13 protein-coding genes and 1 pseudogene are annotated in these 16,214 nt (G+C 66.4%); 9 read left to right on the top strand and 5 right to left on the bottom strand.

Going from position 1 to position 16,214, the window contains the following annotated elements; genetic code table 11:
- Positions 1-190: 190 nt before the first annotated feature.
- Positions 191-763 (bottom strand): GbsR/MarR family transcriptional regulator, encoded by a 573-nt coding sequence (locus ACERNI_RS07690; protein ID WP_448832677.1) that lies wholly within the window; start codon positions 761-763, stop codon positions 191-193.
- A gap of 398 nt (positions 764-1,161) precedes the next feature.
- Here ACERNI_RS07690 and pgm point away from each other — a divergent pair, with 398 nt between their 5' ends.
- Positions 1,162-2,823: a phosphoglucomutase (alpha-D-glucose-1,6-bisphosphate-dependent) gene (gene pgm, locus ACERNI_RS07685; protein ID WP_448832676.1), complete on the top strand. Its 1,662-nt coding sequence runs from the start codon at positions 1,162-1,164 to the stop codon at positions 2,821-2,823.
- Positions 2,824-2,935: 112 nt separating this feature from the next.
- On the opposite strand, the gene ACERNI_RS07680 is transcribed toward pgm, so the two are convergent.
- Positions 2,936-4,465 carry a class I SAM-dependent methyltransferase gene (locus tag ACERNI_RS07680; protein ID WP_448832675.1) on the bottom strand — a complete coding sequence of 510 codons (1,530 nt, stop codon included), beginning with the start codon at positions 4,463-4,465 and terminating at the stop codon, positions 2,936-2,938.
- Positions 4,466-5,133: 668 nt separating this feature from the next.
- On the opposite strand from ACERNI_RS07680, the gene ACERNI_RS07675 reads away from it, so the two are divergent.
- The 5 genes and pseudogenes from ACERNI_RS07675 to ACERNI_RS07655 all read left to right on the top strand — a co-directional run bounded on the left by ACERNI_RS07675 (position 5,134) and on the right by ACERNI_RS07655 (position 9,252).
- Positions 5,134-5,922, top strand: coding sequence for a thioesterase family protein (locus tag ACERNI_RS07675; RefSeq protein WP_448832674.1), 789 nt, complete (start codon positions 5,134-5,136; stop codon positions 5,920-5,922).
- Between the two features lie 241 nt (positions 5,923-6,163).
- On the top strand, positions 6,164-7,273 hold the full coding sequence (locus ACERNI_RS07670; protein WP_448832673.1) for a chorismate-binding protein: 1,110 nt from the start codon (positions 6,164-6,166) through the stop codon (positions 7,271-7,273).
- Positions 7,230-7,799, top strand: a pseudogene (locus ACERNI_RS07665) (chorismate-binding protein); the annotation flags it as partial. The gene ACERNI_RS07670 and the pseudogene ACERNI_RS07665, both read left to right, overlap by 44 nt.
- Positions 7,790-8,389, top strand: coding sequence for an anthranilate synthase component II (locus ACERNI_RS07660; RefSeq protein ID WP_448832672.1), 600 nt, complete (start codon positions 7,790-7,792; stop codon positions 8,387-8,389). The pseudogene ACERNI_RS07665 and the gene ACERNI_RS07660, both read left to right, overlap by 10 nt.
- The gene (locus ACERNI_RS07655; protein ID WP_448832671.1) at positions 8,386-9,252 is read left to right on the top strand and encodes an aminotransferase class IV; all 867 of its coding nucleotides are present in this window, start codon (positions 8,386-8,388) and stop codon (positions 9,250-9,252) included. The genes ACERNI_RS07660 and ACERNI_RS07655 overlap by 4 nt, the downstream gene beginning before the upstream one ends.
- Positions 9,253-9,484: 232 nt before the next feature.
- Here ACERNI_RS07655 and ACERNI_RS07650 read toward each other — a convergent pair whose 3' ends face one another.
- A complete protein-coding gene (locus tag ACERNI_RS07650) occupies positions 9,485-10,444 on the bottom strand; it encodes a carbon-nitrogen hydrolase family protein (RefSeq protein WP_448832670.1) in 960 nt (319 codons plus the stop codon).
- Positions 10,445-10,842: 398 nt separating this feature from the next.
- On the opposite strand from ACERNI_RS07650, the gene ACERNI_RS07645 reads away from it, so the two are divergent.
- From ACERNI_RS07645 to ACERNI_RS07635, 3 genes are all read left to right on the top strand, one after another.
- Positions 10,843-11,595: a DUF6065 family protein gene (locus tag ACERNI_RS07645; RefSeq protein WP_448832669.1), complete on the top strand. Its 753-nt coding sequence runs from the start codon at positions 10,843-10,845 to the stop codon at positions 11,593-11,595.
- A gap of 234 nt (positions 11,596-11,829) precedes the next feature.
- A complete protein-coding gene (locus ACERNI_RS07640; protein ID WP_448832668.1) occupies positions 11,830-12,582 on the top strand; it encodes a hypothetical protein in 753 nt (250 codons plus the stop codon).
- A gap of 93 nt (positions 12,583-12,675) precedes the next feature.
- Entirely contained in the window at positions 12,676-13,377 is a 702-nt protein-coding gene (locus tag ACERNI_RS07635; protein WP_448832667.1) for a hypothetical protein, read from the top strand.
- Positions 13,378-13,503: 126 nt separating this feature from the next.
- Here the strand turns inward: ACERNI_RS07635 and ACERNI_RS07630 are convergent, their stop codons facing one another.
- Together ACERNI_RS07630 and ACERNI_RS07625 are read right to left on the bottom strand one after the other, a co-directional pair.
- Positions 13,504-14,436 (bottom strand): SGNH/GDSL hydrolase family protein, encoded by a 933-nt coding sequence (locus ACERNI_RS07630; protein ID WP_448832666.1) that lies wholly within the window; start codon positions 14,434-14,436, stop codon positions 13,504-13,506.
- Positions 14,437-14,468: 32 nt separating this feature from the next.
- Positions 14,469-15,704: an OpgC family protein gene (locus ACERNI_RS07625; protein ID WP_448832665.1), complete on the bottom strand. Its 1,236-nt coding sequence runs from the start codon at positions 15,702-15,704 to the stop codon at positions 14,469-14,471.
- Positions 15,705-16,214 lie beyond the last annotated feature (510 nt).

Raw genomic sequence — 16,214 nt, 5'->3', positions numbered from 1 at the left:
GGAGGACGCGGCGCCTGCCCGTCCGCCGGCCGGCGCATCCGCCGCCATGTCATGAGGGGAAGCCGCAGGCGCCGGCGCGGCGCCATGACCGGATCCGGCGACGCGCGGGGGCGCCGGCGCTACGCCGCCGGGTTCCCGGCAATGGGGCGCGCCGCCTGTTTCCGCTGGCCAGGAATTGCCGCGCATGGCCTCAGCCCTTCGTGGTTGGGCGCCGTTTCCGGCCGAGGGACACGATCCGGTCTGTTGTTTCAAGCAGTCTGGTGACCCGCGAGCCGAGGGTCAACAAGGTCGCAAGCCTTTCCTGATCAAGCTGCTTCACATCATCGTACCAGTTGGTCAGCCGTTCGATCATGTTGTGCATTTCGCCCATGCGTTGCTGGGCGTGCCGCTCGACGTCGCTGGCCGGCTGCTCCATGAGAATTTCGCGCAACACCGAAAGGGTGGGATCGACTTCCCGTTTCTTGCGCTCCTCTGCGAGGGTGCGGAGAATGACCCAGATATCGTCCGGCGTGGTGAAGAAATCGCGGCGGTCGTCCGGCAGGTGTTTCAGCAGCACCAGGCTCCAGGCCTGCAATTCGCGCAGGCCCATGGAGACGTTCGAGCGGGAAATGCCAAGCGCGGCGACAATCTCGTCGGCGCAGAGCGGCTCCGGCGAAACATAAAGCAGGGCATAGATCTGGCCGACCGTGCGGTTGATGCCCCAACGGCTGCCCATTTCGCCGAAATGGAGGACGAAGGACTGGACGAGCGGCGGCAGGTTCATGGACATGACAGGCCAAACGGTAATTTCAGAAATTCCTGAAATTACCATACAGCCTGGCGCCAGCGTTTCAACAGCTGATGCCCGTATGAACTGGCGCGGCGCTGTGGCGGGAGGTCGCGGGCGCGGTTGCGGGACCTGCTGGAGCGCTGCTGCAAAAGCTGCTGGAGATTTGCTGCAAGATTTGTTGACGACCGCCCGGGCGACGCAGCGGCGCCACTGCGGCGCCGCGATTGGGCGATTGCAATGGACCGCGGCCTGTGTATCCGCTTGTCTGGATTGTTCCGGGCTGCGGCGGGCCGCCGTGTTTCGCGAGCCGGATATCACATGACGGGATTGCGCCCGGCCGGGACCGCCCGGCAATATTCCGGGCGCAATGCCTCTGGCAAAAGGGAGCTTATATGTCGAGCGCCATCAGCCCGCTGGCGGGCAAGCAGGTCGGGCCGTCGCAGCTGATCAACACGCCACGGCTGGTCACCGACTATTTTGTGCTGAAGCCCGATATGGACAATCCCGCCCAGCGGGTCGCCTTCGGCACCTCGGGCCATCGCGGCTCGGCGTTCGACGCTGCTTTCAACGAGGCGCACATCCTCGCCATCTCCCAGGCCATCTGCGAGCACCGCAAGGCTGCGGGCGTCGACGGGCCGCTGTTCATCGGCAAGGACACCCACGCTTTGTCGGAGCCCGCCTTCGCCAGCGCCATCGAGGTGTTCGCGGCCAATGGCGTGGAGGTGTGCGTCGACGCTGACCTGGCCTGGACGCCGACGCCGGTGATCTCCCACGCCATTTTGTGCTGGAACCGGGGGCGCGACAGCGGCCTTGCCGACGGCGTGGTCATCACGCCCTCGCACAATCCGCCGGAGGACGGCGGCTTCAAATACAATCCGCCCCATGGCGGGCCGGCCGGCGCCGATATCACCGACCTGATCCAGAACCGCGCCAATGACATTATCCGCGGCGGCCTTGCCGACGTGCGCCGCATGCCGTTCGCCCGGGCCATGGCCAGCGGCCATGTGCGGCGCCATGACTACATCACGCCTTATGTGGCGGACCTGGGCTCCATCATTGACCTGGAAGCGGTGCGCAGTGCGGGCGTGCGCATCGGCGTTGATCCGCTGGGCGGCGCGGCCGTGCGTTACTGGGAGCCGATTTTCGAACGCTATGGCCTGAATGGAACCGTCACCAATGACGCGGTCGACCCGACCTTCCGCTTCATGACCGTCGACCACGACGGCAAGGTGCGGATGGACTGCTCGTCCCCTTACGCCATGGCCCGGCTGATTGACCTGCGTGAGCGTTTCGACGTCGCCTTCGCCAATGATACGGACGCGGACCGGCACGGCATTGTTGCGCCGTCGGTCGGCCTGCTCAACCCCAACCATTACCTCACCGTCGCCATCGCTTATCTGTTCGCCAACCGGCCGCAATGGGGCGCGCATGTGGGCGTCGGCAAGACGGTGGTGTCGAGCAGCGCCATCGACCGCGCCGTGGCGCGCCTTGGCCGCCGGCTGGTCGAGACGCCGGTGGGCTTCAAATGGTTTGTCGGGGGGCTGATCGACGGCTCGCTTGGCTTTGTCGGTGAGGAAAGCGCCGGCGCCTCGTTCCTGCGCCGCGACGGCGGCGTCTGGGCCACCGACAAGGACGGGCTGATCGCCGGTTTGCTGGCGGCGGAAATGACGGCGCGCACGGGCAAGGACCCGGGCGAACTGTACCGCGATCTGACCCGCGAGATTGGCGAGCCAGTCTACGCTCGCATCGACGCCCCGGCCAACGCCGCCCAGAAGGCGGTGCTGAAGGCGATCACCCCGGAGCAGATCACCCGCGACACGCTGGGCGGCGAGCCGATAACCGCCCGCCTGTCGCGCGCGCCTGGCAACAACGAACCGATCGGCGGCGTCAAGGTGACGACGGAAAACGGCTGGTTCGCCGCGCGTCCCTCCGGCACCGAGGACGTTTACAAGATCTACGCCGAAAGCTTCCTCGGCGATGGACACCTGAAGCAGATCCAGGCCGAAGCCCAGGACATCGTCTCCGCCTGCTTCAGGGCCGGGGGCGCGGCCTGAGGGCAGGGCGGCGCTTGGCGCGTCCATCGCATGGCCGGGGGCGCCCCTGGCCATGCGGGGTTGCATGCAACCGGCGGCGCCTTCTGGTCCGGGGCAGCGGCCTGAGGTTACGTCAACTCCCGGCCGCGGCGGAGACCGCTCTCTGCGCTTGCCGGTCCGGGGCTGACGTTGCCTGTTCCCAGGGGCGTTCCTGTTCTTCAGGACCTGCCTGTTTTTCGGGGGCGGTTTCTCCGGAAACGCGTTCTTCGGGCGTGTGTTCTTCGGGAGCGTTCCGGCGCGCGGGGTTTTGTCCGGCCGCCGGGCTGGCGGCTGTGGCCGCGCCGGTTGGCGGGGCGGCCTGCGCATCCGCTTCCGGGCCCACGGGAGTCCCGACAGGCGCCGGGCGCGGCGGCAGCGGGGCGGCGTGTGGATTGGCAATCCCTTCCGGGAACAGCGGCAGGCGTTTTTCCGCCTCGAACATGTAGTCGCGGGTCAGTGGAACCGTATCGACCTTCTTCGCCATCTGGATCTGGAACACCATGTGGCCGCCATGGCGGAAGGTGACCTCGGAGCCGGCGAGGTAAAACTCCCACATCCGGCAGAATTTTTCATCGTACAGTGAACGGATGGCCTCCCGATTGGCGTTGAAGCGTTCGCGCCAGGCCTTCAGCGTCTCGGCGTAGTGCAGGCGCAGGATTTCGATGTCCGTGACGATGAGACCGGCGCGCTCGATGGCCGGCAACACTTCCGACAGGGCGGGCGAATAGCCGCCCGGGAAAATGTACTTCTGGATCCAGGCGTTGGTGGCGCCCGGCCCGTCGGAGCGGCCGATGGCGTGCAGCACCGCGACGCCATCGCCGGTCAGCAGATCGCGCACCTTGCGGAAGAAACCGTCGTAATGGTTGATGCCGACGTGCTCGAACATGCCGACCGAGATGATGCGGTCGTAGCGGCCCCGCTCGTTGCGGTAATCGCAATGGCGGAAATCGACGCGGTCGGCGAGGCCGCTTTCGGTCGCCCGCTCGCGCGCCACCAGCAATTGCTCGTCCGAGAGGGTAATGCCGCTGACCGACACATCGGCGGCGCGGGCGAGGTAAAGCCCAAGGCCGCCCCAGCCGCAACCGATGTCCAGCACCTTCTGTCCCGGCTCCAGCATCAGCTTGGCGGCGAGGTGGCGTTTCTTCTGCGCCTGGGCCAGTTCGATGCTGTCGTCGGGTTTGGCAAAGTAAGCGCAGGAATACTGGCGGTCCGGATCAAGAAAATTGTCGAACAGGGCGGCGGAGAGGTCGTAATGGTGCGCCACCTGGCGGCGTGAGGCCCCCACCGGATTGAACTGCTGGGCGCGGCGGATGAGCCGGCGCCAGGTCTGGTTCAGGACTTCGGTTGGCGGCGTGCGACCGCTGGTCCACAGATTCTGCGCCGCCAGCTCCAGCAGATCGTAGATGTCGCCTTCGACGATCTCCAGATCGCCGTCCATGAACGCCTCGCCCATCAGCAGGTCGGCGTTTAGCAACAGGCCAGGGCGCGACAGCTTCTCGCTGACGCGGATGACCACCGGTCTGCCCTGACCATTGCCCCAGACCGTCTGGACGCCATCGGGGCCGATAACTTTGAGTGTACCCGTTTTCACAAGCGATTTGAGCAGAAACGCAACATAATCCATGAGACTGCCGCTCCACCTCGTCCTGGGACCAGCGGCAGGCGCAGGGCCTGTCGCCACAGCGCAGCGCCTGAGGCCACGGTGGGCGAAGCCATGACTGGCGTCGCCAGGGTCGTGCTTCAGGCTCTGGAAAAGAGGCGGTTCCCGCCTCGCGTACGACGCCGCGCGTCCTGGCGTGAGGGGACCGGCTCCGGCGCGCCCACATCGTGAGCGTCGCTGTGGCCCAGCCTATGACCGCCGCGCGGCGTCGGCAATCCTTGCCGGCAGCATTTTTCCATTGCCAAATTGGGGCAAGGCATGCGCTCGCTCGTGCGGCGGGCTGTCGCACTTGGGCAGAAGCACGGCTGGCAGAGGCCGCTGGCTGTCAGCGCTACTGTTGACGCATCATGTATCTGCACATTAGCTTCCCGCCCGGTTGCCCTGCTGGCCGGTTGCGCTTCATAACGGGGCGGTCTCTCCAGGAGGGCGCGATATCTGGAGCGGGTCCCGATCAGACCAGATCGGGGTTCTGTTCCATCTCTTTGAATGAATGCGCTTTTCTCACGTGCAGCGGGCCTCGCTCCGGTGGGAATACGCTGGAGCGCCATGCGTTCAGGTTGAACCGCAGCCCCGCTCCAACTCATTCGTTTCGCATGATTAATCGCATCATGCGCCAGGGCAGGGTTGTACGGATGACGCCTTTTTCGACGCTGATGGCGGGGATGAAGCCCGCCGGCGAGGGTTTTTCGACGTTTGTGAGCGAGGACTGGCAACAGGGCCGCACCACCTATGGCGGCATGTCGGCCGCCTTGTGCGCCCAGGCCGCGGCGCAGATGGACCCGGATCTGCCGCCCCTGCGCTCGGCCCAGTTCAGCTTCATTGGTCCGGCCAGCGGCGCGCTGGAAGCCCGCCCGGTGTTGCTGCGCCGCGGCAAGTCCGCCGCCTGCATCGGCGTTGATCTGGTCAGCGACCAGGGCGTGGCCACCCGGGCCTTGCTGACCTATGGCGCGGCGCGGGAATCGCGCCTGAAGTTCCATGGCAAGCCCTTTCCCCGCGCCGCTGCCATTGAAGATTCATCGGATTTCTTTGGTGGACGCCAGGGGCCGGCGTTCTCATCGCACTTCGAGTTCCGCACCGCCGGCGGGGTCATGCCCATGTCCGGTTCATCCGAGCCGGAATATCTGATCTGGCTGCGGCATCGCGACGAAGCAGCCGGCAGTTCCGCCGCCGCCTTGCTGGCGCTGGCCGATGCGCCGCCGCCCACGGCGATGGCGCTGCTGCGCGAGTTCGGCCCGATCAGCACCATGACGTGGATGGTCGATTTCACGGCCGAGGCGCACCAGGACGCCGATGAGTGGCGGCTGCTGCGCATGTTCGCCGAGGATATCGGCGAGGGTTACTCCACCCAGGAAACCGCCATCTGGTCGCCGTCCGGCAAACTGCTGGCCATCGCCCGGCAGACCATCGCGCTGTTCGTGTAAGACAGTCCGTCGCCCGCCGCCCGCCGCCGCCCGCGCCCTTGCCATCGGGGCGGGCGCCGGCGGGTTGGGCCTGGCAAAATTCGTTGGTCCTGGACCGGCGGCGCCTGGACGGCCGGCAAGCGCCCCGGCCCCTGCATCCTGAGCTGGCGCATGTCCCGCCCGCGGAGTGGTATCCACTTCGCTGGCAAAATGCTTTAGGGATATAGGCGCGGCGGGCGTCGCCGTCCGGGATTGTGAACGCGTGTGGCGCTGCGACCTCCGGCTTGAGGGCCGGTTTTCTCCAGATCTGACCTGCCCGGACCTGGTCTGGGCGGCCGCCTGCCTGTCGGCCGGCGATGCGCCGGGGCTGGTGTTGCTCGACACCGCCGCGCCGGCGCCGGACGCCGGGGCCTTCCCCGTGGCGCGCTGGTCGTTTCTGGCGGCGGAGCCGTTCGGCATGTTCCGGGTGCGCGAAGGCCAGGCGTTCTGGAACGGCGCGCCGCTTGCCGATGCTCCCCTTGTCGCCCTGCGTCGTCTCATCGACCAGTATCGCCTGCCGCCCGATCCGGCCGATCCGGCGCCGTTCCGGGGGGGGCTTGCCGGCTATATCGCCTATGATTTTGGCCGCCGGCTGGAGCGGCTCGCGGAGCCGCGCGGCGCGTCTGGCGTCGATGACATGGCGCTAGGATGTTATGACGTGGTCGTGGCGCTGGATCACGCTACCGGCCAGGCGACGATCCATTCTTCCGGCTTTCCTGAAACCGGCGCTGCCGGCGAGCAGCGGGCGCGCCGCCGCGGCGAGGCCATGCGCGCCCGCTTGCTGGAGGCGGCGTTGCGGCCCGAGGCGGGGCGCAGCGCGGGCTTTCAGGCGATTCCGCCGGATGGTTTCCGGGCAAGCCATGATCGCGCCGCCTGGCTCGCGGCCGTCGAGAGCGTGCGGGAATACATCCGCGCTGGCGATATCTTTCAGGCCAATATCGCGCGCCGCTTCAGCGCGCCTTTGCCGGCCGGTTTCGATCCATTGGCCTTCTACCGCGCCCTGCGGCGGGAAAATCCGGCCCCGTTCGCGGCATTCGTGAATTTCGGTGATGTCGCCATCGCCTCCAGTTCGCCGGAGCGGTTCCTGACCCTGCGCGACGGGATGGTGGAAACCCGGCCGATCAAGGGCACGGCGCCGCGGGGGGGCGCTGGGGTGGGGGTCCCCCCCCCCCCCCCCCCTTTTTTTAATTATACGGGCACCACATATATATACAATCTTATTAATTCGTCGGCTGGTTATTTTTTTTATAATAACACGGCCCGGGGGGGAGGGTTGGTTGAAACCCGGCCCTATCAGGGGCCGGGCGCGGCGCGGCGCCGATGCGGTGGCTGACGCCGCCGCCGCCGCCGCCCTGCTGGCTTCGGAGAAAGACCGGGCCGAGAATGTGATGATCGTCGATTTGCTGCGCAATGATCTCTCACGGGTCTGCGCGCCGCACAGCGTCCAGGTCGATGAACTGTGCGCCCTGGAAAGCTACGCCAATGTGCATCATCTGGTTTCGGGCGTGCGCGGCCGGTTGGCCGCGGGGCGCGACGCCGTCGACCTGATCGCCGCGACCTTTCCCGGCGGCTCGATCACCGGGGCGCCGAAAATCCGCGCCATGGACATCATCACCGAAATCGAGGGCGCGGCGCGCGGCGTCTATTGCGGCGCCATCGGCTACATTGGTTTTGACGGCGACATGGACCTGAACATCGCCATCCGCACCGTCGCGCTCCACAATGGCGAAGCGGTGTTCCAGGCGGGCGGCGGCGTCACCCTGCTGTCCGATCCCTCGCAGGAATTCGACGAGACGGAAACCAAGGCGGCGCGGCTGTTTTCTGCCTTCGCCCGCCACGCGAGCGGCGCATGCTCCTGATCATCGACAATTACGACTCCTTCGTCTTCAACATTGCCCGCTATTGCGAGGAGTTGGGGACGCCGACGCGGATCGTCCGCAACGACGCGATCGGCGCCGGGGAGATCGCCGCCATGTGCGCCGGCGGAAGCATCGACGGGGTGTTGCTGTCGCCGGGGCCCTGCACGCCGGATGAGGCGGGCGTTTCGCTGGCGATTGTGCGCGAACTGTCGGGGCGAACGCCGATCCTCGGCGTCTGCCTTGGCCACCAGTGCATCGGCGCGGCGTTCGGCGGCGTTATCGCCCGGGCGCGCGAACCGATGCACGGGCGCGCCACCACCATCCGGCACACGGGGCAGGGGCTGTTCGCCGGGCTGCCGGAGCCGCTGGACGTCGGCCGCTATCATTCCCTCGTGGTGGAGGCGCGCCCGGCGATGGCGGCGCATCTGCGGATCGACGCCAGCAGCCCGCTGGGAGAAATCATGGCGCTGTCGCACCTGCGGCACCCGACCTATGGCGTGCAGTTTCACCCGGAATCGGTGCTGACAACGCACGGACATGCGTTGCTGGCCAATTTTATCCGCCTTGCCAACGCATGGAGGCGCGCATGATGGAGACGGGCATGATCTGGCTGAACGGCGAGCCGCTTGCCGGAACGCGCGCCGATTTTGACCTGACCGACCGGGGCCTGCTGCTGGGCGATGGCGTGTTCGATACGGCCCTGGTGATCGATGGCGCGCCAGTGTGGCGCGCGGCGCATCTGCGGCGGCTGTGCGACGCCTGCGCCGCCATTGGCCTTGCTGTGACGGAGGGCGGTCTGGCCCAGCGCATTGACGGGGCCATGACGCTGGCCGCCGCCGGGCTGGCGGCGGGCTCGCTGCGGGTGACGGTGACGCGTGGGCCGGGGCCGCGCGGCGTCGCTCCGCCGGAGCAGGCGGCGCCGACCGTGATCGCCTCCCGGGCGGCGATGGCGGCCTTGCCGGCGTTCCAGCCGCTTAGCCTTTGGCTGTCGCCGGTGCGGCGCAACGAAACCTCGGTGACGTCGCGGATCAAGACGCTCGCCTATCTGGACAATGTTCTGGAAACCGGCCAGGCGCGGGCCGCCGGTTGCGACGAGCCGCTGTTTCTCAACACGCGCGGCGATGTCGCCTGCAGCGGCGTCGGCAACATGTTCGCCCTGTCAGGCGGGCGGCTGCTGACGCCGCCGGTGAGCGCCGGCGCGCTGCCTGGCATTGCCCGCGCCGCCCTTCTGCGCCTTGCGCCGGCGGCCGGCCTCGTTGCCGGCGAGCAGACGCTGGGGCTGGCGGATTTGCGCGGCGCTGACGCGGTGTTCGTCAGCAACAGCCTGCGATTGCTGGCGCCGGTGACGCGCATGGGCGACGCCCGATTGCCCCAGTCGCCGGAGGTTTTTGCCCGTTTGCGCGCTGTGCTGGCGGCGGAAGCAATGCCTGGGGTCACATTCCGGTCTGGCTGAAGCGCAGCGGGGCCTGTCCGGCCGATCTGAAGCATAATCCGGGCGGATGCCGGGGTTCTTCAGTTGCAAGGTCGTTACAAGACGCCAGGCCCCCCAAAAGGTCCCAACAAGGGCCCCCAAGGTCGCCGCTCACGCCAGGTCACGGAGATGTCGTCGCCGCCGTGACCTGCAAGCCCAAACGCCGTCCGGGCTTTGCCAAAACCCGATGAGGTGGGCCTGGCGGGTTTGTGCATCAGTCGCCGGCGCGTTCTGACAGGCGGCTGACCGCCCGCTTTGGCCGGTCGTCGACAATCAGCTGGAAGATATCCGGGCGCGCATAATGGCCCGTGGCGTCGAAGTCATATTTGCCGCGGGCGATCGCCGCCGGATCAATGTCGGCGTAGAGCAGGGTTTCGCTGTCGAAAACCGGGCCGGCCAGCACCTCGCCGAGAGGATCGATGATGCAACTGCCGCCGCGTAGCAGCACGGTTTCGGGCGCGTCGCCGAGCGCGCAGGGGTAGTCCTCTGGCCACGCTTCGCGACGGATGTACTGGCACGATGACAACACGAAACAGCGGCCCTCGCGGGCGATGTGGCGCATGGAGGGCAGCCAGGTTTCGCGGTCGTCGGCGGTGGGGGCGCAATAGATGCTGACGCCCTGGCTGTACATGTGCATGCGCAGGGCCGGCATGTAGTTCTCCCAGCAGATCACCGCGCCGATGCGGCCGATGGGCGTCTCGAACACCGGCATGGTTGAACCATCGCCGAAGCCCCAGATCAGCCGCTCGGCGGCGGTGGGCATCAGCTTGCGATGCTTGCCGATGAGGCCGCGCGCGCCGTCGAAAAACAGCGCCGTGCAATATAGGGTGCCGAGATCGCGCTCGATGCAGCCAATGACCACGAACATGCCGGTGGCCGCGGTCGCTTCGGCGATGATCGCCGCTTCGTCGCCATCCAGATCAATCGCCGCATCGTAGTATTTACGGAAAGATTCGCGGCCCTCCGGCGTGCGCATGCCGACTGGCGCCCCGAAGGTGTTGCCTTTGGGATATCCACCCAGAAAAGCTTCCGGGAAAACCACGAGCTGCGCCTCCTTGCCGGCGGCCTCGCGGATCAATGCCGCGGCCTTGCGGGCCGCGCCCGCCGTGTCGGTGGGCAAGGACGCCGCCTGGGCGACCGCGACGCGAACCGGACCTGCTGAATTCCCTGACATGACGCTCCTCTCCTGATGTGTTGTCTCTTGTTGTGGGGGTGTTGAGGCGCCTTCCGGCAAAGTGAACGCGACCTGGTGTCAGGGAAACGCGCGTACAGTTTGCAAACGCATTCATCCTGGCCGCCAGCGCATGCGCCCCGGGCCGGGTTTCGCCAGATTGTTCCAGCTTGTTTCCTCCGCCTTTGTCTCCGTCATTGCCGCCTGCCTCCGTCAATGACGGCTGGTCCCAGGCTGAAGCAGAGGTTTGAAACATGGCCCGGCGGCCGTCGCCGATCAAGGCAGGCAGGGTGCGCGCCCCACGGCCGGGCGGGCAGTATTTTGCATGAATTTAGCAAGTTTATAATATGGTTGATGCGTATTGTTGTGTATTGTGTGCAATTATTATTGGGGGGGTGAAGATGAAGTTGACCGGCTATGTACTGGAGGGGCAGACCATCACGATCCGTCCGGCGCCGCTGGAGCGGGCGTGGATGGATGCAACGCCAAACCGCTTTGCCTACCGCTGCCTGCCGCTCAATATCGCCAATTGTCATGGCTGGGAGGTGCTGTGCCGGCAGCGCCTTGTCGCGGTATGGGATGGGCGGGCGGATACCGACGCCATCCAGGTGAGTTGCGATGGCGACAGCATGGCGGTCAGCCATTTCGGCAGCGGCGTTCTGACCTTTCATGTGCCGGTGCTGTTCCGCACCGAGCCGGGGTACGACATTTTTGTCACCGGGCCGTTCAACCGGCCAAAAGACGGCATCGCGCCGCTGACTGGCGTGATCGAGACCGACTGGGCGCCCTACACCTTCACCATGAACTGGCTGTTCACCCGGCCCGGCCATCCGGTGGTGTTCGAGGCCGGTGAGCCGGTGTGCCATTTCTTCCCGGTGGCGCGCGGCGCGCTGGAGGCGGTGCGCCCATCGTTCGAGGCAATCCAGCAGGATGGCGATCTGAACAGTTCATACCGGCGCTGGGCCCGCGAACGGGACGCCTTTAACGATGGCCTGAAGCAGGGCGATCCGGACACGGCCCGGGCCGGCTGGCAGAAGGCTTACTTCCGTGGCCGCATGCCCGATGGCCAGAACGGCGCCGGCGACCATCGCAGCAAATTGCGGCTGCGCGCCTTCACCGTCGGGCAGGGGGAACTGGTCAGGGAGCCTGAGTAACACCCAAACCCGACTGGCTCGGCTCGCCGGATTTGGGTGAAACCTGGGGTGGCCTTGAGGTTTTCAGGTCATGGATGCGTCTGCGGTTTTGTGATCTGACGTAAGGCCGGGCGCCCTGCGAAATGACGCCCGCGTCGCGCGCGACAATGGCATGATCATCCGTGCGGGTTGTTCGTGACAGCTTCAGATTCAGGCGGATTGGAGACTGCGCATGCCCCCGTTTGTTCTGAGCGAATGCCGGTCGGCCAGGCTGCTGTTCAGGCCGGGCCGCGCCATGACTGCACAGCAACGGGCCAAATGGCGAAAGGGCGCATCATGCGCTGGATGGACTGGTTCAGGAAACGGCCCGCGCCACGCCCGTTCAGCGGGGCCGCGTGGCCCGGGCGCCAGACGCCGCGCATGGTGTTCCACGCGGTGTCGGATGGAGAGACCGACGCTTTCGGCTTCGTCGGCTGGGACCATGGCGAGCCCTGGCTGAACCTGACGGCGCATGGAGCGCCCGGTGGGGACGGCGTTTCCCTGGGCATGGTAGTGGGCGGGCGGTTGCTGGACGCCGGGGACATTGCTACGCTTGTTGATGGTCTGCGGCGGGAGACGTGGTTTCGGGGCGTTCACCTCGTTTCCTGTCACGGCGGATCGGATGCGCTGTTGCGGCGCTCCTTCGCCCAGGAGGTCTCGGAAAAACTGGGGGACATGCCGGTGCTGGCCTATCGCGGGGTCGTGCGGAGTGTGAATTTCTCCTCGCTTCCCCCATTCCCCATGGACGAGATTGAGGGCAGCGTCCCGGTCCGGCGCTGGCTGCGGGCGTATATGGTGAACGGGCCTGTCATTCAGTCAGGGCGCGTCGCCGCGCCGGTCCGGTTCCATGGACCGATTGCCGAGCACGAAGTCCGGGACGATTTGCCGGTGGCTGGCGCGCGCGAGAGGGCAAAACTCTCAAATCTCTATGAGAAATTATTGCACGATGGCGCGGTAGAGGCTGTTTAGGGCATAGGTATAGTATTTATGCCCATAAGGTTGCTGGAGGATAACTTATAACTGTGAATTTATAGCTGTCAGCGTGCTGGAGTGGTCGCTTCAATGGAAGACTATGGTCTGATGTTTTATCCAGGGCGCGGGGCGGGTAGCTATCTCGATTTCGGGAACTTCTCCTTTGAATTTCGCTGGAACGCCAGGACGAAGCAATGGGACCTGATTACGCATCTGCCGTTTCCCGGCGGCGACGGGCTCCAGCATTTCTGTGGCGGCCTGTTCAGGCTCGACGGGCCAGCCCTGTCCGTCGATCTCTTTAATCGTCAGGTTGGGGGCCGCAACGGAGCCGCTGTTGGCTACGGTTTCCATCCCTATGCCTTCAACTGGATCTCGGGCCTGGGCGGCGGGGGGATTGGCCGGACGGCCTCGGTGCATCTGAGTGTGAAGGGCCTTGTCAACGGTTCCGGCGAAGGCGCGCTGGACGCGGTGATGAGTTACGTTTCTCACGACGCCGGCATACCGCTGATGGATCTGGGTCCGGTCGGGCCGATCGCGCGGGAGATGCTCGGCCCCGGCGACCAGGCCGGCGACGGCGGCGCGGAGCGCGCAGCGGCCAGCCGGCCGCCTGCGCGATCCGGGGTGGGCGCGGCGGGGCGCTTTGGTGGCGATGACGGGGCGGGCTCATGGCCCGCTGCGATGCCGGCGCCTGCCGATATGGGCGCCGGGCGCATCCGGCGCCTTTCCGTTGGCAGGGGCGACGCCCTGATCGACGGGCTTGAGCGGGAGGTTCGCGCCGGGCTCATCTGCTGATGCAACCGCATCGCCCCGCAGATATGGCCTGGGGCGTTCGCGAGCTGGAGCGCCTGTAACCTGAAGCCCCAGGATCTGTAGCGCCATGCGCAAGCCGGAGCGTGACGGGCGGGGTATCCGGCGGCGTTACATGGCGCTGGTGTCGGCGTGATCCTGCCAGGCGGCGCGGACGATCTCGTCGGCGAGCACGCGGGCCATGCAGGCGTAGCCGCGATCGCTCATGTGGAATTCATCCGACGACAGCATGGCGCGCAGGGTGTCGGCGGAATCCTCGCCCCATTGCCGCATCAGGGCATAGCGATTGAAGACGCAGGCGCGCTTCTTCAGGCCGGCGTCCTGCACCATGCGGACGAAGCGCTCGTAACGGGCCTTGTGGCGAATGGAGGGGAAGAACTGCTGGTTCATCAGCACCAGGTCGGCGTGGGTAGCGTTCACCGAGGCGATGCCCTTGTCCAGCAGGGTTTTGAAAGTCTCCTCGCCCACATCAGAGAGGGCGTCGTTGGTGCCCACCTGCCAGATGACCAGGTCCGGATTGTGCGCCGCCAGCTCACGCTCCAGTCGGGCCAGGGTCTGCACGGCGGTTTCGCCGCCGACGCCGGAGATGCGCATGTCCACCCTGGCGTGCGGCAGCAGCCGCTCGATTTCCTTTTCAAGCTGCGCCGGGTAGGTCCGGTCTGGCGCGGTGGAGCCGATGCCTTCCGTGGTTGATGAGCCGATGGCGAGAATGCGCAGCGGTTTGCCCTCGGCCAGTCTCTGGCCGGTGTGCCGCAATGTGCCTGAGGTGGCCAGCAACGGACGGGCCGAGACGCAATCCGGCGCGCTGAGGCGGGGGCGCATCATGGGACGCGCCGGCGCATCGCCATGGGACAGCTCCGGAATCTTTCGCTCAATGGCGCCGCGCTCCTTTGACTCGCCCGACTTCAGGCCCTCGCTTCCAGGCGCCGTCGGCGCCAGGGCGACGGACTTCGGCGGCGCCATCATGGCGTCTCCCGCCGCCGCCATCATGGCCGGCAGGGCGCCTTCCGCCGCGCCCGCATGCGACAGCGCCGCGAAGGGCATCAGACCGCCAAGGAACACAGCGGCAATCAGGCTCAGGCGCCGTTGCGCTGGCTGGCGCCGCCGTGAGCATGGGACTGATGGGCGCTGGCCCGCTGAGAGCGTGCGGTTGAAAACCATTCAAGACAACTTGCAAAGGCCACGAGCCCGACAATGCCCGCGGCGACATAGACGACCCCCACAATGGGCGAACCATGGCTGACTGCAAGCAGAATTTGTCCAAGGGCGCTGGCCAGCGAGCCGGCGGCGAACACCGCCAGGCCGTGACGACCCATCAGGGTGAGTTTGTCGGCGCCAGGCAGGCGCAGGATGGCTTCGCCAACGCGCATCTGCGACAGCACATAGGCCAGCGCCAGGAAATGGAACATGCGGCCAAGGCCGAGATCGGTCTTGCTGAGGTCGGCCCAGACGCGCGCCTCATCATAAAGTCCAGGAGACTGGCCGAAGCCGTTGGTGACCACGATCAGGCTGACCAGCAGCCACGCGACCGAGAGGCCGAACAGGGTGGGGGAGAACGGCAGCTTGCGGCCGCGCCAGACCGCGCCGCAGACGATGCCGACGGTGAACAGCAGCTGCCAGCCCAGCGGGTCGAAGAACCAGCGGCCTTCAATGGGCCAGGTGGGCAGGCCAAAATCGCTGAACCGCGACCAGGCGTAGACCGCTACGGAAATCGCCAGCGCCAGCAATGGCCGCACCCAGGCCAGCATCAGCAGCGGAACCGCCACCAGCATCAGCAGGATGTACAGCGGCAGGATGTTGAAATAGCCGATCTGGTGGCTGAGCAGCACCAGCCCGGCCAGGGCCCGCGCCGGCTCCATGAAGCTGATGTCGCGGCCATGGTTGGTGGCCAGCTCGGTGATGCCGGTGGCGAGGAATGCCTGGCCAAACATCACCAGCGCCGCTAGAGTGAGCAGCAGGTGCACGCCATATAGCTTCATGGCGCGCTTGACGCAGCGGCGCGCCGTGCCGAGCCAGTCGCCGGCGTTGAGCTTCGGGAAATAGGCGAGGGCGACGGCAAGTCCCGAGACGAAGACGAAAGCCTCGGCGGAATCGGAGAAGCCGAAGTTCTTCATCGTCAGGTGTTCCAGCAGATTGCCGGGAACGTGGTTGATGAAGATCACCACCAGCACGAGGCCGCGCCACATGTCGATGGTTTCAACCCGCCGGGACGCGGCGGGGGCGTCAGCCTTCGGCCGGGCGTCCGGCGGCGCGCCGACCGGTGGGGCGATGTCCGGTTGGGCGACGCCGCGCGCCCGTGGGGCAGCCGGCAAGGCCCCCGCCATCTGCCGCCGCGTGTCAGTGATGTCTGACGTTTCCAGGCGCATTGCTGGGTCCCTGTCATTCCGGCGTTGGCGTCAGGCCTGACAGGCCCAGGCGTCGACCGATCCCGAAAAATGCGACCCAGCCAGCAGGCGAAGCGCATCATGGCAACCTGACCCGCATTTGGGTCGGCAATTGGGCGTTTGTTTGTGCAAATTGCATGCCAACGCCGCCCGTGATGCGTCGCGCACATATCATCGTCTGGCAGTCATGCAAAATCTGGCAGTGAGCCCAATATGTCATTGCCCGGTCGCGGCCCCGGGGCTAGAGCGCTTTCCGACTGGCCGACATCGTCTGGTCGATCAGAATTCGCTCAAAACAGGACAGCCTGGATCGGGTTTCGATCCAGGGGCAGCCTGCCGTCCCTTCAACAGGATGTGACGAGGCCCAGCGTGCGCCGTTCCGCGTGCGCCGGTCGCGGATCACATCTGGCCGCGACTGTCAGGTCATCCGCCCGGGTC

It is taken from the genome of Camelimonas sp. ID_303_24, assembly GCF_053543495.1.
Note: the sequence above shows the minus strand (reverse complement) of the source record. Positions and strands in the feature narration are given on the sequence as shown.